Consider the following 18,822-nt stretch of genomic DNA (forward strand, 5'->3'; position numbering starts at 1 on the left):
ACTGACAACCAACAACTGACAACTGACAACTGACAACGAACATAATTATGGCAACCACTGAGCGCAAACCGCTACTGTTAGATTTTGAAAAGCCTTTAGCAGAACTGGCTACTCGGATTGACCAAATTCGCCAATTAGCTGAAGAAAATGGTGTTGATGTTTCTGGACAAATTCGCCAACTAGAGACGCGGGCGACGCAATTGCGGGAGGAGATTTTTAGCAGTCTGACACCATCTCAACGATTGCAGGTAGCTCGTCATCCCCGCCGCCCTAGCACTTTAGATTATATCCAGTCTATCAGCGATGAATGGATGGAATTACATGGCGATCGCTGTGGTAGCGATGATCCGGCTTTAGTTGGTGGCGTTGGTCGCATAGCTGGACAACCAGTGATGATGTTAGGACATCAAAAAGGTCGAGATACTAAAGACAACGTTGCCCGCAACTTTGGTATGGCTGCTCCTGGTGGCTACCGGAAGGCTCTGCGCCTCATGGAACACGCCAATAAATTTAGTATGCCAATTTTGACCTTTATTGATACTCCTGGGGCTTGGGCAGGCATCGAAGCCGAACATCAAGGACAAGGAGAGGCGATCGCCTATAACCTGCGAGAAATGTTCAGTTTTGACGTACCCATCATTTGTACAGTTATCGGTGAAGGTGGATCTGGCGGGGCTTTGGGTATTGGTGTAGGCGATCGTCTACTGATGTTTGAACACTCAGTTTACACCGTAGCTACCCCGGAAGCCTGTGCCGCAATTTTGTGGAAAGATGCCAGTAAATCTCACTTAGCCGCCGTAGCCCTGAAAATCATCTCCCACGACCTCAAAAACTTGGGTATTATTGACCAAATCCTCCCTGAACCCTTGGGTGGCGCACACTCAGACCCCTTAACAGCGGCTACCAACTTAAAACAAGCCTTAGTGGAAAACTTAGACGAACTCAATCGTCTCACCCCAGCGGAGCGCCGCCAACTCCGTTATGATAAATTCCGTAATATCGGCGTTTTCACAGAACTTGCCCACTAAAAATACTCAAGAAAATGGTATAGAATAATAGCAATGCTATAATTGCCTATGGCTGCTTAAAGATTTTTAACAATCTTCAAGAGCTATAGGCATTTGTATTTACTTGATTTTATGAATTCTGAGCAAAAAAGACGCGCCTTAATTACTGGTGCTAGTAGCGGAATTGGCAGAGCAACAGCTTTAGCATTTGCAAAAGCTGGAATAGATGTAGCATTAGTCAGCCGTTCTCAGGATAAACTAGAGTCTGTAGCTAGAGCCGCACAGGAGTTAGGAGTAGAAGCCCAAGCCTTTTGTCTAGACTTAGCTGAAGTTACCCAAGTTAAATCCAAAATTCAAGGAATAGCTGACGAATTTGGCAACATAAATATTCTCATTAATAACGCTGGAATTGGATATACAGGCAACCTGAGTGAAACACCCTTGGAAGACTGGCAACAAGTCATTGACTTGAACCTCACCAGTGTCTTTCAGTGCATGATGGGAATTTTGCCAGGAATGCGCCAACAAGGGCAAGGCACAATTATTAACATTGCTTCTATAGCAGCCAAACAAACCTTTCCAGGTTGGGGTGCTTACTGCGTCAGCAAAGCAGGACTTCTTTTCCTTTCCCAAACCCTCGCACAAGAAGAACGGGCTAATGGTATTCGCGTCATTGCCATTTGTCCTGGTTCTGTCAATACGGCAATTTGGGATACTCCAACCGTCCAGGCTAACTTTGACCGTTCCCAAATGTTAACTCCAGAAATTGTGGCAACAACAATTTTACATACTGTCTTATTACCACAAGAAGCAGTAATTGAAGAATTGACGATTATGTCTAATGCTGGCGTTCTCTAATTGGTAATTTCCTCATTTATCCCTTTAAATGATTAATTACCACTGACGACTGACAACTGACAACTGAAAAATTACTAAAATTTAATCATGACTATCGCTGGTTCAAACGGTTCTAATACCTCGCAATCGCCTCTGATTCCTGATTTAGCAGAAGCTATCAATGTCCGACCAGACCGCAATACCCATAATGGCAAAGAACCAGAAATACATCCACCCTCGGAAGAAACAATGGATGAGATGATGCAAGCTGTGCGGACAATGTTAGTGGGATTAGGAGAAGACCCTGAACGGGAAGGGCTGCTAAAAACACCTAAGCGCGTAGCTAAGGCGATGAAATTTCTTACCAGCGGCTACAATCAATCTCTAGAAGACCTCATCAATGGTGCGATATTTGATGAAGGACATGATGAAATGGTTTTGGTAAGAGACATTAACTTCTTTAGCCTGTGTGAACATCATATGCTGCCATTCATGGGTAGAGCGCACGTTGCTTATATTCCCAATCAAAAAGTTGTAGGATTAAGCAAACTGGCAAGAATTGTGGAAATGTATTCTCGCCGATTGCAAGTTCAAGAAAGACTAACTCGACAAATTGCTGAGGCACTACAAGCAGTCCTCGAACCCAAAGGTGTGGCTGTAGTCATGGAAGCTACTCATATGTGTATGGTGATGCGGGGGGTTCAAAAACCTGGTTCTTGGACAGTTACCAGTTCGATGGTAGGTATTTTCCAAGAACAACACAAAACCCGTGAAGAATTTTTCAACTTGATTCGTCATCAAGCGTCATTATTTTAATGCGGGATAGGGGTAGGGAGTAGGGGGAGTAGGGGGAGTAGGGGGGGAGTAGGGGGAGTAGGGGGAGTAGGGGGAGTAGGGGGAGTAGGGGGAGTAGGGGGAGTAGGGGGAGTAGGGGGCAGGGAGATTATTTATCTTTCTATTGCCTATTGCCTATTGCCTATTACCAATTACCAATTACCAATTACCAATTACCAATTACCAATTACCAATTACCAATTCTCTAACTTTTGAAATAATAGGGCTACTTTATCTAAATCTTTGTTACCTGGTGAATGTTCGACACCACTAGATAGATCAATACCATTGGGTTTAATTTGACTTAAAGCAGTCAAAATATTATCTGGTGTGAGTCCTCCGGCTAAGAACCAAGGAAGATTAGGGCTAAATTGCTGATTTAGTTGATGCCAATCTAAGGTTTGTCCTGTTCCTCCTAGTTGTTGGGGATGGTAAGCATCAAGTAGTAGAGTATCTACATAATCGGTGTAATGTATGGTGGTTTGTAGATGCTCTAAACTGCGGACTCGCAAGGCTTTGATGATTTCCACTTGGGGTAGGGATTGACGTAATTGCTGGCAAAATTCTGGTGTTTCGTCTCCATGTAGCTGGACACCGGTTAAACCAGACTTTTTGACTATTTGACTAATTTCAGAAATAGTAGTGTTAGCAAAAACGCCGATTTTATCAATATTTTTGGAAATCGGGGCGTTGCCTTCAGCCAGTGCAGCTATGGCTGCCTGAATTTGGGCTATGGTAACGTAACGAGGAGAAGTGGGAACACAGATAAATCCTAGTGCTGTTGCACCCAAGGCAGCTATAGCTAGAGACTGCTCTGGTTGAGTAATACCGCAAATTTTAACCCGCATTTCTATCAGAAAAGTTACAAATAATCACAAAAGTATCTTAATTCAAGTTAAAGACTTTTGCTTTGTCCTGGGTAATTTTATAATTCTGTAGGACTATATTCATTTTTTCATTTAGGAGAAAACAATTTCATGTCATCAATTTTATTAGCCGCAGCATCCGTTCCTGTTACACCAGTGTGGAGTCCTACGGTCGGTATCATTATCAGTGCCAGCAGCGCAGTTGTATTATTATTTACTTTCGCACTGAAATCTGCTAAAGTTGGACCCGCGATGCCTGTATTGCCTGTAAGTGTACCAGGATTCATTGGAGCAATGGCTTTTGGTCATGTAATTGGTATTGGTATTGTGTTAGGACTGACTAATATTGGTCGTTTGTAAGTTAGATTAACAAATTCCAGATCCCCGACTTCTTGGAGAAGTCGGGGATCTATGCTATTTAAAATTGTTTATCCTAGAGTTAAGTAGGTTGGCGTTGAAAATTGTCGTTATAGTAAGGCAAGAGGCAAGAGGCAAGAGTGAAGAGGGTTTGGGCGATTTTACGTTTCTTTACATAGTTTGGTTTTATTGTGTTCACCTACTTATACATACATTTCTGTCTATAAAAGAATTTCTGGAAATATCTAATAATGCAAACAAATTGGCAAATAGGTTCTTTATTTGGCATTCCTTTATTTTTAGACCCCTTATGGTTTGTGATTTTGGGGTTAACAACTCTCAATTTTGGGTTAGCTTATCAGCAATGGGGGGCTATTGCGGGTTGGAGTGCTGGTTTGATGATGGCACTGCTGTTATTTGCTTCGGTGCTGCTACATGAGTTGGGACATAGCTTGGTTGCACAATCCCAAGGTATTAAGGTGAATTCAATTACTTTGTTTTTGTTTGGGGGGGTGGCGGCAATTGAGGAGGAGTCAAAAACTCCTGGTCAGGCTTTTCAGGTGGCGATCGCTGGTCCGGCGGTAAGTGTGATTCTATTTTTCTTACTGCGTCTAGGTTCAAGTTTGATTCCTGATAGTAACCCCTTAAATGAAATGACGGGAGATTTATCGAGGATTAACTTGGTGGTGGCTTTATTTAATTTAATTCCTGGTTTGCCTTTGGATGGCGGACAGGTATTAAAAGCGGCTTTGTGGAAAGTTACAGGCGATCGTTTTCTAGCGGTACACTGGGCAGCAAAAGCTGGACAAATTTTAGGTTATTGTGCGATCGCTTTGGGGTTTGCGATTGACTTCTTTACCAGAGAATTTATCACGGGTTTATGGATGGTTTTGATCGGCTGGTTTGCAGTCCGCAATGCTAAGAGTTATGACCGTGTCACCACATTACAAGAAACCTTACTCAAGTTAGTAGCAGCCGATGGCATGACTCGTAATTTTCGGGTAGTTGATGCCAATCAAACATTGCGAGAATTTGCTGATTTATATCTTTTAGAAACTACTACATCGCAAGTTTATTTTGCGGCTGCTGATGGTCGTTATCGGGGTTTAGTTAAAATTAATGACTTGCGGACAACGCAAAGAAGTGAATGGGAAACTCAAACTTTACAAACTATTGTTCACCCTTTGACGACAATTCCCACTGTGATTGAATCCGCTTCTTTGGCTGAGGTAATTAGGAAATTAGAAACCGAACAACTATCTCAAATTACTGTTCTTTCTCCTGCGGATGCTGTTGCTGGTGTCATTGATAGAGGGGATATTGTCCAAGCATTAGCACAAAAGTTAAATTTGCCAATTACTGCTGCGGAAATTAAACGAATTAAGGAGGAAGGGAGCTTTCCCCCAGGTTTACAATTAGGGGTAATAGCAAAGTCTGTAGAACCATAAAAATGTCTGATACCGTAGCCATATCAGGATAATCAGGATTAAGGATGCTTGATGATTAATAAATCCTGTAAATCCTTAAATCCTGTAAATCCTGATTCTGACAATAAAATTTTTATTTAGCAGACAGTTTCATCTGGTTGAATATTACCAAAAAGACATTCACTCAACTTTGACAGGGTGAATTGATTCTTTTTTGTGAAAAAGCATGATTTTAGCTCCTGCAAACTTTCACCTAAAAAACAAAATTTATCATCCTAACTATTGTTAAGTTATACTCTGCTGCTTCTTTGCCATAACCCCCATAAATAAATCGCAATAATTGCCCCTATAACTGCCACTACTACTCCAGGAATACTTAAAGATGCAGATGTAAGTTGTAAGGTCCCTGTACGAATGAGAGTAAATAAAGTTCCACCGATAAAAGCACCAACAATACCTAATATCATGGTGGATATCATCCCCCCACCTTGATAACCAGGATAGATTGATTTGGCAATTACACCAGCTAATAGTCCTAAAATTATCCAAGTAATAATATTCATGGATGTCCTCAAAAATTTGACTCAAGTTATGTTAAATTTATCAAAGCTTCATATTATTTATTTCTATCTAATGACGTAAACTATATAAATCAAAAGGTATGTAGTTTTGTTCTCTTCATAAATCATCACACATACCAATTTAATACTGCTCGGTTAATAAAATGTAGGTTGGTTTAAGCCACAGCAAAACTCAACAAAATTCTTGATAATGTTGGGTTTCTTTGCGTTAACCAAACCTACCATATAATGTTTTTTAGTCTTAACCGAGTAGTATTGCATAGCAATTCTAATTAAATAGAACGAGAGAATTTTGTCTCTCTAGTTCTTGTATGAGTATCGAAAACAACCGCAATATTTCTAACTAGCAATCTGCCAATATCAGTAATATGGATTTCATCAGCTAAGACATTTACTAATCCATCAGCTTGTAGAGGTGCTAATTCTTTGAGTTCATAGGAGAAATATCTATCAAAATTGATATGATACTTCTGTTCAATTTCTAACTTATTTAGTTGAAAGTGAGACATTATGGACATAATTACATCCCGTCTAATAATGTCATCTTGAGTGAGTTTAATACCTTTACTAGTAGGAATTACACCACTCGCAACTGCTTTGTAATAATCCTTTAATTCCTTGTGGTTTTGAGCATAGGCATCTTCTAACATACTAATAGATGTAGCCCCAAACCCAAATAATTCGGTTTCTGCATGGGTAGTATAACCTTGGAAATTACGTTTTAGTGTACCATGACGTTGAGCGATCGCTAATTCGTTATTATTTTTAGCAAAATGATCCATGCCAATAAACAGGTACTCGTTATTAGTTAATTCCTCAATTGTCATTTTGAGAATATCTAACTTTTCTTCTGCTCCCGGTAATGCGTCTTGAAGAATCATTTTTTGCACAGGTTTAATCCAAGGCACATAGGCAAAATTGAACACAACAATTCTATCAGCATCTAACGTCATTGTCTTGTGTAATGTTTCCCGAAAAGTATCAAGAGTTTGATAGGGTAAACCATAAATTAAGTCTACATTCACACTATCAAATTTAGCCTCCTTAATCCAACTCATCACATCAAATAGCAATGATTCTGGTTGAATGCGATTCACTGCTTTTTGTACTTCTGGGTTAAAATCTTGAATACCAAAACTAATACGATTAAAGCCAATATCCCTCAGAAACAAGATGTAATCTCTAGTCACATAGCGGGGGTTAATTTCAATAGATACTTCTGCATCTGAAGCAATTTGAAAATTATGGGTAATACTTTTCCACAGGAATTCTACTTGATTAAGTTCTAAATAATTTGGTGTACCTCCACCCCAATGAATCTGAAGTACCTTTCTATCTTTATCAATTAAAGCTGAAGTATTTTTGATTTCCTGTTCCAAATGTTCTAGATATGGAATAGCCATATTCTTGTTATTGGTAATTACCGTATTGCAACCACAGAAATAGCAAGCACTTTGGCAAAAAGGAATATGAAAATACAAAGATAGGGGAGTTTTTCGTTGATTGGAAGCGGTAATTGCAGATTGAAACTCTCTTGCGGTGAAATTTTCACTTAATTCTGTTGCTGGGGGATAACTCGTGTATCTAGGAGCGCGAGTATCATACTTTTGAATTAGATCAAAATCAAACTTAACGCCAGGTAATAGAAAAACCATTACAGTCTCCAATAAATGTGAGTATATTTCTGTGTTGTTGGGAAGTAATCAATTTTCCCGATTTAATGTTGTAATTTAGGATTTAGCAAATAGAATATATTTATTCTATTTGTTTGTAGTTAGCATTATTTTTTGACGAACCACAGAGGCACAGAGAACACAGAGGAAGAGAATGGATTTTTATATAATTCATCGTTGCTAAAGTTAATTGGGTGATGAATTATATTTTTGTAAATTATGCAGTGACTTAAACTAAATCATTGTAAGTGGCTCTACCAAGAGCTTCGATTAAGATACTTTCCAATTCTTGAAGTATCTGCATATTTAACTTAAAAGCATGGTTAGCTTCTGCTACAATTTTGTCAGCGGTTGTATCATCAATATTAACTTTATCTAATGCTTGACGATACTTTCCTTTGAAAGCCTGCTTGTCTGGAATTTGCTGAAAATTGTAAAATGCAGTTCCTTCATATCCAGAAAGTTTTAAGGCTGACTGAGCAATTTTTTGGAGCATTTGTCCACCAGAAAGATCACCCAAATAACGAGTATAGGAATGAGCTAACAATAGTGCAGGTTCATGAGTGGAAATTTGTTGGATACGCGCAATATAGGCTTGAGCAGCAGGTGAAGGGGTGATGCGCTTGTACCATTGACTCCCATAATAAAATAACATATCTTGCTCTAGGGAAGATTGGCGATTTAGTTCGGGAAAATAAATCAAACTAATCACAGGATGCTGTTTATGTTTCTCGATTGCTGTTTCTAGTTCACTATAAACAAAATAGAAATTTCTCAACAATTGAATGAAACAATCTCTATCTACAACTCCTTGCACAAAACATTTCATGAAGCCGAGATTTTCTGAATCTGTATGTGCTTGTTGAGTTCCTACACGCAGTTTCATTGCTAAATCATTACTCATTCTTAGTTCCTTCTTGTTTATGTGTCAGGGTTTGCAAATTTCAACGACTTGTTTATCAGTTCACCGTCGTTATCATCACAGGAAAATTGCTATTCTGTGGGAATAGGGTTTTGAGAATAATTTCTCTAGCACAAATTACTACCGATGTGGATTTCGGCTATTTCTACTGCTCCTAAAATTATTTAACTATTATTCTTTGTATAACTATAAGAGTATTCATATTTATTTATGGTTTCATAAATACATTTGTCCCGTAAATAGGTATTTAAACTATACGAAAATCAAGAATAATTCAGTATTTTTGTAAGAATTAGTTTCAATAATTTAACTGATGACTAATAACAAATATTTATGCTTATATAATTTTAAGGCAGATAATGGTAAAGGGACTACTTATGGTTAAATCGTTGGATAAACCGCCACTTGATTTATCGAAATCGGGTGTAAAAACACCAGTTCAAGAAACATTATTAACACCCAGGTTTTATACCACTGACTTTGATACGGTGGCAAAAATGGATATTTCTGGGTATGAAACGGAATTAAGGGCTGTAATTGACGAACTCAAGGCTGATTATAACCGTCATCACTTTGTGCGAGATGATGAATTTAAGCAAGGTTGGGATCACATTGTTGGTGAAAAACGACTTGCTTTTATTGACTTTTTAGAACGTTCTTGTACTTCGGAATTCTCTGGGTTTTTACTATTTAAAGAATTATCTCGTCGTCTCAAGGATAGTAACCCTTTGCTATCAGAAGCATTTGCTTATTTAGCGCGAGATGAAGCCCGTCATGCTGGCTTTTTGAATAAGTCAATGGCAGATTTTAACCTTTCCCTTGACTTGAGTTATCTCACTAAAAATCGTACCTATACATTTTTCCCAATCGAGTGGGTTATTTACACAGTTTACCTATCGGAAAAAATCGGTTATTGGCGTTACATTTTGGTATTTCGCCATATGGAAAAAAATCCAGAGTACCAGTTTTATCCTCTATTTAGAAAGTTTGAAAGTTGGTGTCAAGATGAGAATAGACACGGTGATTTTTTCAAGGCTTTGTTACGTTCTCAACCCCAGTTATGGAATAATTGGAAATCTCGGCTATGGGTGCGATTCTTCCTATTAACTGTATTCGCTACCCACACTATGACAGTATTTGAAAGAGGGAATTTCTATGAAATCTTAGGTATGCACCCTCGTAAATATAATACTCAAGTAATTGAGGAAACCAACAAAACCGCAGCTAAGGCATTTCCAATTATTTTAAATACCAATCACCCATACTTTTTCTGGTATTTGGAACAATGTGCATTGTATAATCAGAAAATAATTGATCTCAATCAAATTAATGATTGGGGAATTGTGAAATTTATCCAAAAAATTCCCTTGACTTTAATGATTTTTTGGTATATGTTCAAGATTTTTCTGATTAAACCCATCAACACAGAAGCAACTCGTGAACAAGTTTGTTAATTAATCAATCAATCAGATCCCCGACTTCTTCGAGAAGTCGGGGATCTAATCCTTATTTTTCACTTTTTAATTGCAATGGCGTATATTTTCCCCCCAATGCTTCAACAATAGCGCGGGTATTTGCTGCCATCATCTTTATATAAGTATCGCCATTACTACCCTTTGCCCCAATAGAATCAGAATAAAGTGAAGTTGGTGCTAATTTTACTCCGGCTTCTTCGGCTACTGTTTTAATTAAAGCTGGATTAATTGTTGTTTCAGCAAATATGGCAGGAACACCGATTTTTTTAATTGACTCTACTAACTTTTTCACGGTTTGGGCGCTGGGTTGTTCTTCCGTACTAATGCCAATTAAAGTTCCAGCGATCGCTATTTTATAAGCATTTCCATAATATTGAAAAGCATCATGGGTAGTGATGAGTTTCCGTTTATCTGCGGGAATTGTTTGAATTTCTTGAAGAATCCAAATATGTAATTGCTGTAATTCATCAGTTAGCTTTTGGGCATTTTGAGTAAATTTATTTTTGTCCTCTGGTGACAATTCAATTAAACTATCTCGAATGGCTTTCACCATAGATATAACATTTTCTGCACTGCCCCAAACGTGAGGATCTGGAACAATTTGTCCTTTACCTTTATCTAACTTTAAAGATATAACAACTTCCCCCACAGGGATTTTTTTTACTTTCCCTCCAGTTGCATTCATTAACTTAATCAGTCCCGGTTCTAAATTGTAACCGTTATACAAAATCAAGTTAGCTTTTTCCAAAACCCGACTATCTGCGGGTACAGGTTCGTAAACGTGAGGGTCTGCACCTGGTTTAAGAATACCCGTAATCTGTACTTCTTCCCCACCAATTTCTTCAGCCAAGTCAGCAATAATGGTACTTGTTGCTACAACCTGCGGCTGAGTATTTGTCTGGGGTTGGGAGTTGGGAGTACAACTCATTAAAGCCAAAGATAAGAACATTCCTAGCCAAAGGGGATTAAGTAAAGAGAACCTAACCCCCAACCCCTTCCCTGCGAGGGAAGGGGAGTAAGAATAAAAGCCTCTCTCCTCACAGGGTAGAGGTTTGGAGAGAGATTTCAGTAATAAGTCATACATTGGATTAATTATTAGTTTCATTTATCTCACTGATTACTTCTAGTTATAGATATTCTCATATTTCTCTCATTTTTATGGTAAGCTCAAAAAATAAGTATTTTAAATAGAGTTATGCAAAACTTCTCTTTTTACCAAAAATTTAGCCTATCTCCTGTAAATCAAGTAGATATACCTGCACAAATTATCAAATCTATTGACATGAATTCATCAACAGCAATTAACATCACTCATGTAGGTGTACATTACCGCTCACAAGAAGCACTTCGGGATGTTAACTGCATAATTAAACCAGGAAAGCTAACGGGAATTTTTGGACCCAATGGCGCGGGTAAAAGTACATTAATGAAAGCTATTTTGGGATTAGTTCCCATGAGTAGTGGTCAAGTTTTATATAAAAGCAAGCCTTTAATGCAGCAACTAGAAAAAGTTGCTTATGTACCACAACGTAGCCAAATTGACTGGAATTACCCCGCTACTGTGTGGGATGTAGTGATGATGGGGCGTGTCAAAAAAACAGGATGGTTACGGAGCTTCTCCACAGTTAGCCGTCAAATCGCTAAACAAGCATTAGAACGAGTGGGAATAGAAGAATTAAAAAATCGTCCCATTGGTGAACTTTCTGGAGGACAACAACAACGGGTATTTCTAGCCAGGGCGTTAACTCAAGAAGCGGAAATTTTCTGTTTTGATGAACCCTTTGTCGGGATAGATCAAAAAACCCAAGCTATCATTTTTGAAGTCTTTGAAGAATTAGCAAAAAACAATAAAATCGTCTTAGTAGTTAATCATGATTTAGGCGAATCAATCACCCATTTTGATGATTTAATCTTACTAAACTGCGAAGTAATTGCCACAGGTTCACGCCAACAAGTCTTGACAGAAGAAAACTTATATCGTGCTTATAGTGGTAAAGTTATGTACTTTGCGGCTTAATTTATTATGTGTTTGAATCAGCCAGAATCAGCCAGGGAATAAATTCCCTGTCTTATAGCTAAAGTCGGTTTTAACCGACTATTTTAGGATAATTAATTTGTTTCCCAATCAGCAATATGTTTCAAGCACTAATAGAACCGTTGCAATATGGCTTCATGCAGCGTTCCTTAATCATCGCCATATTAGTAGGCTTATTGTGTGCCATTGTTGGTAGTTATTTAATGGTACAACGCCTTGCATTGCTGGGTGATGCTATTAGTCATTCAGTATTACCAGGACTAGCGATCGCCTTCATGATTGGTGCTAATATCTTTGTCGGGGCGTTTATTGCCGGTGTTTTGAGTACAATGGCTATAGCCGTAATTAAAACCCGATCTCCCATTAAAGAAGATGCCGCTATGGGCATAGTTTTTTCTGCCTTTTTTGCCCTTGGAATTACTTTAATTACAGTCATTCAAAAGGATAATAAAATTGATTTGAATCACTTTCTTTTTGGTAATATTTTGGGCGTAACTAGAGACGAAGTCCGAGACACTGCTATTATTGCAGCTATTGTTTTAATAATAGTTTTCTTATTATACAAAGAACTGTTATTTTACACTTTTGATCCTTTGGGCGCACAAGCTGCCGGTTTACCAGTTAATCGCTTAAATTTTGGTTTAATGTTGTTAATTGCTTTAACAATTGTTGCCAGTATGAAAGCTGTGGGAGTAATTTTAGTATTATCACTTTTAATTACTCCAGGGGCAACTGCTTATTTATTGGTGAACCGTTTACATGAGGTAATGATTTTGGGGGCGGTAATTGGGGTAATTTCTAGTATTAGTGGAATGTATCTCAGCTACTTTTATAATTTACCCTCTGGTCCAGCGATTGTATTAGTGGTTTCGGGTTTATTTACGTTGGCTTTGTTGTTTAGTCCTCGACATGGGATTTTGATTCCTATTAACAGTCTCCGGTCTAAAGACGCGGAGATTCTATAGGGAGTTTCAGTCTATATCCCTCAGTTATCCCAGTTTCAGGCATTGATGGAAAATTTACCCAGAAAAAAAGCGGGCTAACCGCTTATTAGAAGGTTAACCCGTTTCACTTTGGGAACGCGCTACAGAAATTGTTACTGCAATACCAACTTAAACTGAGGAAATCGGCGACTATAGGGACTAGAACGCACGTCAGCTAAGGCTGTTACTTGATGTTGGTGTAACAGTTCGATAAATGTTTCAATTGTATGATTGGAATGACCAATAGTGGTAACCGTTCACGGGGGGTACAAAAAACGCTCTATATGAGATTCCACGAAAACAGCATGAAAAACGTTATAGATTTAATTTTTTTAGGTCATTTGAAATTCGCAAAATCTCTATATCGGTTTGCAAATCGTTTTCCAGCCAATTTAAGAACCATTCGTTAATATGTCAAGTTGCCTGAAAAACCCAACAGACAAAGCTTTCAAGTTTTTTAATAAATTCTCACCCCCTGTGAACGGTTACGTTTTTTGCTTTGGTCCAAATTTGTTAATTAATCCTGCTTTTATTTGTCCATAAATTTTAGCAGTTACATCATCTACATAATAAATTCTAATATCTGCGATAAATTGCTCAATACGAGTTAAATTTTCTTCCTTATAACTAGAATTTTCTGCCATATAAGTTAGCTCACCTACTGTTATGATAGTAGTAGCTATATCGGTTTCTCCAACTTCCTGTATATAATCCAGAACCGGCTGATTTTTTAGAAAAATTAAACTACAATGATTAGTGTCTAAAAGATACATCACTCAAAAGGATTAATACGATTATTAATTTTCACTTTACCTCTAGTTTCAGAGACTAACTTCAGACATTCTTCCAAGTCATCCCCTACCCATGTACCAGCATGACGTAAAATTGAGCGTCCTGAAGCTGGCTTATAGTTAGTTTTTTCTGATAAACTTGTTTCTTGTTTATATTTAATAAATTCCACAAATTCATCAATAAATTTCAAATTTTCTGGTGAAATAGTTAATAAATTTTGTTCGATTTTTTGTCTTAATTCAAGAGAGTTCATAATTTTGACCTCCTAATTACAATTAATATTTTTTACTTTAATAATTTTTGATAACGATACAATTGTAGCATAAATTCGGGTTTCTGAAAACTATATTGCAAAAATCATTTGTCTGATAGCGTAGCGTGGCGCAAGCCATATCAGGATATACAGAATTTAAGGATTTACAGGATGTTTAAATATACCCAAATTCTTTGATTAATCCTATCATGTTATTTAATCCCGATTAATTTTCCTATATTAAAAACTCAATCTCTATCTACTTTTAATGCAAAATGAGGAATTTTATAGTTCTTCTTATTGGTGTTTCTTGGGTTTGGGTTTTTCCCAGTTATTAGTGCTAGGTTTATTAGTGCTACGTTGTCTATTACTACGAAGTTCATATTTTCTACTTTTTAACCCTAACCAATATTGATACAATTGAGCAAATTTATAAATTTGACCATCTGGCGTAGGATTTTCATGTATAATACCATTAGCTTCTAAAAGTTTTATTAAATCACCGCTTGATTTAGATTCTAAGTCACTTTGATTGCGCTTATAAACTTCATCTAAAAAACTATTTAATTCTTCTTTTGTTAAAAATATTTGTTTATAATCATCCCCAAACGCTCTTAAATCATCAAAGATTATCCTTAAATCTTGGTTAAACTCTCCTTTTGTCAAATCATTGAAATGAGCTTCTACAGCTTTAGCTCGATTTTGCGAATTACAATAATAGGCATAATGAAGAATCGGTGGGTAAGAAGTTTCATTTTGTGAAGCAAATTTGACAGATTCTTTTATTAAGTTAATGAATGGTCTTAGACTAATGCTTTTTTCATCTGCATTACTCAAATTTTTATAGAACCAATCATAAGGTTTACCTAAAGACCATTTTGCTCTTACTTCTTCACCAAAAAATACTGTCATGAAAGGTTCAATTATATTTCGTTCAAACATAAGTTGATTTTTATTTTTATCTAAATCACTTTTAACTTTATGAATAAAAGTATCTTCACATTTTCCGCTTCTTCTCATTAATTCAAAGATATTTTGTTTGCATTTCTCATTAGAAAAAACTAATTTAAAAAAGTAAGAATATATTTCATTTCTAGACCATTCAATCTGAATAGTTTTTGATTTTAATCTTTCTGTATTAGTTAATCTCATTCTGTCAAATAAATCAGTTCTTACAAAAATTTTAGAAAAAATATTTTTAAATGGTGAGTTCCACCAATAGTCTATAAGCGGTGAAATAACAAAACTCCAATTATCTGGTCTTACTAAATTATCCAATTGGTCATAAAGAACAATTAATTTTACTTTCTTGTTTTTCAAAAATTGGTCTAAGTTAGTTAAGTCTTTTTCAATATCTATTAACTTAGATTCATTTTTAATTATTTCCTTAAATCTTTTAGTAGTATCTAGATCAGGTTTAATTGGTTGAACTATCTCTTTTAGTTGAGAATTATAGCCTAATTTATCTGCTGCATCCAGCATCACAGAATTCCATGTATAAACCAGCCAGAAATATTTGAAATAATAGTCTTTATCTTCAATAGTTGATAACTTTAAAGACTTAAAATCAAATAGCTTATCTTTGTTGTTATTCTTTTTATTACCTTTCTCTGAAATTATGTCAATAAAGTTAAACTCAAAATCTTCCTTGATTTCTGCCAATTTTTTTAATTCATTTTGAATTTCCTTCTGTTCTTTTAAAGCCTTATAAAGAAATGTTTTACCAGTACCTTTAAAACCCTGTACTATGAACATATCAGTGTTAAATAAATCTTTCATACAATCTCTGTAAAAAAACTTACTAGGTTCTAATACTACATCTTCAGCATAAAGATCAGGAAGTATGTTTTGTAAATCACGGAGAATATCATTTCTTAATTGGATCTCAGTTGAATCAATTTCTTGTACTAAAGGAAATGAAATTTCATCAATCATCTTAAAAATTGTTTGATAATCTTCATAACTTTTTCCAAGTATAAAATTAATCCATTCCCTTTCTTTCTGATTATGATCAGTTTCTTCCGCTGAGTTTTTGAATAGTCCTATTCCTTCTAAATTATCAACTCTGCTTAAAGGAAGTACAGTAGGCATATAATTATCACGTTGGTCTTGGACTATTTTGATCTCATGAATATTACTATTAAATTTTGCAAAATACTCTTCTTTTAGGTTCGCTGGCAGAATAGAATTAATTAAAAGAAGTTCATTATTCTTATCATTGGCTATTTTATTTTTATAAAATGTTTCTAATAAAAATAACAAACCTGGTTTTGTTTGTTCACTACTGCCAAAAAAACCAACAATTAAATCAGATAATGCTAATGCAGTAAATCCAAAAATGTCATTAAATCCTGTTCTTGAATCAATTAAAATAATATCAGGTTTTACTTTTTCTGGTTCTGACTCTTCATCTAATGATGGACGAAATAAGCCTTTATTTATTTCCTGAAATAAGTGTTTAAACCCTTCTATTATTTTTTCTCTACTAGCTGTATCTAAACGAGCAAGACCCTGTAAATAATGTTCTCTGTGTGTATAGGTGTTACTTTCGTCTGTAAATTCATCGCTGAGATTACCCGCAGGAAATACAAAAATATCACCTTCTCCTGTTTTTGGATCGTTCCAATGCAAATAATAGTCTTATAAATTTGGTTTCTCTTCTTTTATAAATTGTTCATCTAAAAGATATTCTACAATACCGTTTTTATCTCCTGCTAACAGACTTCTATTTTCAGATAAATTGAAGAAATTCAAATAACCAGGAGCTTCTAAATCACAATCAATAATGACTACCTTTTTACCTTTAGCTAAAGCAAGATGAATTGCATAAGAGGTCAAAGTGGTAGTTCTGCCCATTCCACCCTTGTAGCTGTAAAAATTAACTACAGGACAAACTGAGCCATTATCATTATTAGATATCTTTTCTACACTGTCTAAAAGAGAATGAAAACGGTATTTTAAACCTAAATGTATTTTAGAATCTTGATCATCTACGAAAATATTTTCTAGAGCAGGGTAGTTTCTTATTTCATCTTGAGTAAAAGGTTTAAAATTTATCCAATATTTTTCTTCTTTGCCATCAAAATAGCTTTGTAATCCATCGCTATGTTCAGTAATAAGATATACTTCGATTTCTACATTCAAATTTATAAATATTCTATAATCTGAAATCAGCCTCTTTTTGCGAAATTCAGCTAATTCTAAATCTATGTTTTGAGCTTCTTCAAATAAGGTCAACATATCATTACCTCTGAGGAATTTTTAAATCTTTATAAACCTACGCCCGATAGCGGGTTTATTATTGCGTTATAAACCTTTTCTGTCAATTCTACCAAATCTCTAATTTCTTTTTCATTATATTTTGGGTATGTATGATATCTACTTCTAGCTTCCCAACTTTCTATCATATCTAATACAATAGGCGAAATGTGATTGGGAGGCAAATTTTTCTTATTACTAATCAGAGGAATAGTATTACCACTAAGCAATTGATTTAATAAATCAATATTGTTCCAAAAATTATGACTTTCAATATAAAACCTATATTTATTGCCATTCTGATCTTTACTTTTAAAAGCAAAACTATAATTAGGATCTACAACTTTGCGAACACTTTCGTTATCATGCCACTTATTATAAGATTGCTTATATATTAATTTTAATATAGCATAATTAATAATACACTCTAATGTGTAACTGGATAAATAAAAAATATCCATTAGTAAATATTCTTTTTCTGCTACAGAAATAGTTGTCGTTTTACAACTCAGACCAGCAAGCATAGCTTGGCAAGCCTTTAAGTGTTTTAATGAAGCCTTCTCATATTCTTTGTAACGAAAAGATGGCCTTGAGTATTTTTTATAACTCATACTATGAAGTTAAAGTAAACTATATCACACAGTATAATACTACTACCCAATTTAAGTCAATCAGTTGTACTCTATATTTTTAGTGACTGTACAATAATAATATTAAGTAGCTAAAACTATTTTCAGTATTTACAATTCTCAACTCCTAGTAGGACTTAAACATTTGATGACCACCATTAAAGAAAAACTCATTGCGTCAATTGAAAACGCACCAGAACCTATTCTGGAACAAACCCTCGACTATCTCGAATATCTCAAAACCAAAATAACTGCCTCTACCATTAAATCAAGCAGTATTCCTGTACAAGATGGAGAACCAATATTACGCGGATCTAAAGCCAAAGATTTGCTACAATTTGCTGGAACTTGGCAAGGTGATGACTTTGAGAAATGTCTCCAGCTTGTTTATGATACCCGATCTGAAGCTGAATTCTGATGTATCTTTTAGACACTAATCACTGTAGTCGCCTCATTTTTGGTGAAACTAATCTCATCCAACAGCTAGAACTCCACTGCGAAGCCGGCGTTGCTACTAGCGTCATTGTCCGTGGAGAATTACTTTACATGGCAGCCAAATCTCAACAAACAGCGGCCAATATCCAACAGGTGAAAGCTTTTTTAAACACCATTGATCTCTACCCTATTAATTTATCAATATCAGACATTTACGGCGATCTCAAAGGCAAACTCATTAATACATTTGGTCCTAAAGAAAAAGCAGAACGGCGAAAATTTAATATCCAAACTCTAGGCTTTGGAGATAACGATCTTTGGATAGCGGCTACCGCCATTCACTATAATCTAACTATAGTTTCCACAGACAATGATTTTCGACGTATTCAGCAAGTTTACTCTTTTGCATTAGAGTCTTGGGTTTAAAATGTGTACTCAAATCCTGGAAATCCTGATAT

21 protein-coding genes are annotated in these 18,822 nt (G+C 35.9%); 10 read left to right on the forward strand and 11 right to left on the reverse strand.

Translation table 11 applies throughout. The features are described from left to right. Positions 1 to 47: 47 nt before the first annotated feature. The 3 genes from NG743_RS14580 to folE all read left to right on the forward strand — a co-directional run bounded on the left by NG743_RS14580 (position 48) and on the right by folE (position 2,660). Positions 48 to 1,028, forward strand: a complete 981-nt coding sequence (locus NG743_RS14580) for an acetyl-CoA carboxylase carboxyltransferase subunit alpha (protein ID WP_027403460.1) — start codon at positions 48 to 50, stop codon at positions 1,026 to 1,028. Positions 1,029 to 1,139: 111 nt separating this feature from the next. Beyond that, positions 1,140 to 1,865, forward strand: a complete 726-nt coding sequence (locus tag NG743_RS14585; RefSeq protein ID WP_027403461.1) for an SDR family oxidoreductase — start codon at positions 1,140 to 1,142, stop codon at positions 1,863 to 1,865. Positions 1,866 to 1,952: 87 nt separating this feature from the next. Next, positions 1,953 to 2,660 (forward strand): GTP cyclohydrolase I FolE, encoded by a 708-nt coding sequence (gene folE, locus NG743_RS14590; RefSeq protein WP_027403462.1) that lies wholly within the window; start codon positions 1,953 to 1,955, stop codon positions 2,658 to 2,660. A gap of 212 nt (positions 2,661 to 2,872) precedes the next feature. On the opposite strand, the gene NG743_RS14595 is transcribed toward folE, so the two are convergent. Next, positions 2,873 to 3,526 (reverse strand): phosphoribosylanthranilate isomerase, encoded by a 654-nt coding sequence (locus NG743_RS14595; protein ID WP_193964287.1) that lies wholly within the window; start codon positions 3,524 to 3,526, stop codon positions 2,873 to 2,875. A 129-nt stretch (positions 3,527 to 3,655) separates the two neighbouring features. Between NG743_RS14595 and psaK the strand changes: the two genes are divergently transcribed. Together psaK and NG743_RS14605 are read left to right on the forward strand one after the other, a co-directional pair. Continuing rightward, on the forward strand, positions 3,656 to 3,904 hold the full coding sequence (psaK, locus tag NG743_RS14600) for a photosystem I reaction center subunit PsaK (protein WP_027403464.1): 249 nt from the start codon (positions 3,656 to 3,658) through the stop codon (positions 3,902 to 3,904). A 248-nt stretch (positions 3,905 to 4,152) separates the two neighbouring features. Further along, a complete protein-coding gene (locus tag NG743_RS14605; protein ID WP_193964285.1) occupies positions 4,153 to 5,349 on the forward strand; it encodes a site-2 protease family protein in 1,197 nt (398 codons plus the stop codon). Positions 5,350 to 5,618: 269 nt separating this feature from the next. On the opposite strand, the gene NG743_RS14610 is transcribed toward NG743_RS14605, so the two are convergent. The 3 genes from NG743_RS14610 to NG743_RS14620 all read right to left on the reverse strand — a co-directional run bounded on the left by NG743_RS14610 (position 5,619) and on the right by NG743_RS14620 (position 8,486). Next, positions 5,619 to 5,891 (reverse strand): GlsB/YeaQ/YmgE family stress response membrane protein, encoded by a 273-nt coding sequence (locus tag NG743_RS14610; RefSeq protein WP_027403466.1) that lies wholly within the window; start codon positions 5,889 to 5,891, stop codon positions 5,619 to 5,621. Positions 5,892 to 6,181: 290 nt separating this feature from the next. Beyond that, a complete protein-coding gene (gene hemN, locus NG743_RS14615) occupies positions 6,182 to 7,564 on the reverse strand; it encodes an oxygen-independent coproporphyrinogen III oxidase (RefSeq protein ID WP_027403467.1) in 1,383 nt (460 codons plus the stop codon). A gap of 247 nt (positions 7,565 to 7,811) precedes the next feature. Continuing rightward, entirely contained in the window at positions 7,812 to 8,486 is a 675-nt protein-coding gene (locus tag NG743_RS14620) for a biliverdin-producing heme oxygenase (protein WP_027403468.1), read from the reverse strand. A 395-nt stretch (positions 8,487 to 8,881) separates the two neighbouring features. On the opposite strand from NG743_RS14620, the gene acsF reads away from it, so the two are divergent. Beyond that, the gene (gene acsF / locus NG743_RS14625) at positions 8,882 to 9,958 is read left to right on the forward strand and encodes a magnesium-protoporphyrin IX monomethyl ester (oxidative) cyclase (RefSeq protein WP_027403469.1); all 1,077 of its coding nucleotides are present in this window, start codon (positions 8,882 to 8,884) and stop codon (positions 9,956 to 9,958) included. 52 nt (positions 9,959 to 10,010) lie between these two features. Here the strand turns inward: acsF and NG743_RS14630 are convergent, their stop codons facing one another. After that, positions 10,011 to 10,928, reverse strand: coding sequence for a metal ABC transporter substrate-binding protein (locus NG743_RS14630; protein ID WP_228043971.1), 918 nt, complete (start codon positions 10,926 to 10,928; stop codon positions 10,011 to 10,013). A gap of 246 nt (positions 10,929 to 11,174) precedes the next feature. Between NG743_RS14630 and NG743_RS14635 the strand changes: the two genes are divergently transcribed. Beyond that, positions 11,175 to 11,996 carry a metal ABC transporter ATP-binding protein gene (locus tag NG743_RS14635; protein ID WP_027403471.1) on the forward strand — a complete coding sequence of 274 codons (822 nt, stop codon included), beginning with the start codon at positions 11,175 to 11,177 and terminating at the stop codon, positions 11,994 to 11,996. A gap of 116 nt (positions 11,997 to 12,112) precedes the next feature. Continuing rightward, positions 12,113 to 12,979, forward strand: coding sequence for a metal ABC transporter permease (locus NG743_RS14640; protein WP_193964115.1), 867 nt, complete (start codon positions 12,113 to 12,115; stop codon positions 12,977 to 12,979). Between the two features lie 131 nt (positions 12,980 to 13,110). On the opposite strand, the gene NG743_RS14645 is transcribed toward NG743_RS14640, so the two are convergent. From NG743_RS14645 to NG743_RS14670, 6 genes are all read right to left on the reverse strand, one after another. Beyond that, positions 13,111 to 13,242, reverse strand: coding sequence for a DUF488 family protein (locus NG743_RS14645; protein WP_080683929.1), 132 nt, complete (start codon positions 13,240 to 13,242; stop codon positions 13,111 to 13,113). A gap of 240 nt (positions 13,243 to 13,482) precedes the next feature. Beyond that, positions 13,483 to 13,770, reverse strand: coding sequence for a type II toxin-antitoxin system VapC family toxin (locus NG743_RS14650; RefSeq protein ID WP_236630611.1), 288 nt, complete (start codon positions 13,768 to 13,770; stop codon positions 13,483 to 13,485). Further along, entirely contained in the window at positions 13,770 to 14,042 is a 273-nt protein-coding gene (locus tag NG743_RS14655) for a hypothetical protein (protein ID WP_027403473.1), read from the reverse strand. Before NG743_RS14655 ends, NG743_RS14650 begins: the two co-directional genes overlap by 1 nt. Positions 14,043 to 14,339: 297 nt before the next feature. Further along, positions 14,340 to 16,673, reverse strand: coding sequence for a hypothetical protein (locus NG743_RS14660; protein WP_257120324.1), 2,334 nt, complete (start codon positions 16,671 to 16,673; stop codon positions 14,340 to 14,342). 9 nt (positions 16,674 to 16,682) lie between these two features. Next, positions 16,683 to 17,282, reverse strand: a complete 600-nt coding sequence (locus tag NG743_RS14665) for a CpaE/TadZ family protein (RefSeq protein ID WP_257120325.1) — start codon at positions 17,280 to 17,282, stop codon at positions 16,683 to 16,685. Between the two features lie 29 nt (positions 17,283 to 17,311). Next, positions 17,312 to 17,911 carry a hypothetical protein gene (locus NG743_RS14670; RefSeq protein ID WP_152540476.1) on the reverse strand — a complete coding sequence of 200 codons (600 nt, stop codon included), beginning with the start codon at positions 17,909 to 17,911 and terminating at the stop codon, positions 17,312 to 17,314. Positions 17,912 to 18,077: 166 nt separating this feature from the next. On the opposite strand from NG743_RS14670, the gene NG743_RS14675 reads away from it, so the two are divergent. Beyond that, positions 18,078 to 18,347, forward strand: a complete 270-nt coding sequence (locus tag NG743_RS14675; RefSeq protein WP_027403476.1) for a hypothetical protein — start codon at positions 18,078 to 18,080, stop codon at positions 18,345 to 18,347. Continuing rightward, positions 18,347 to 18,790, forward strand: coding sequence for a type II toxin-antitoxin system VapC family toxin (locus tag NG743_RS14680; protein WP_027403477.1), 444 nt, complete (start codon positions 18,347 to 18,349; stop codon positions 18,788 to 18,790). The genes NG743_RS14675 and NG743_RS14680 overlap by 1 nt, the downstream gene beginning before the upstream one ends. The last annotated feature ends 32 nt before the right edge of the window (positions 18,791 to 18,822 follow it).

Source organism: Dolichospermum heterosporum TAC447, assembly GCF_024584745.1.
Taxonomy (GTDB): Bacteria; Cyanobacteriota; Cyanobacteriia; order Cyanobacteriales; family Nostocaceae; genus Dolichospermum; species Dolichospermum heterosporum.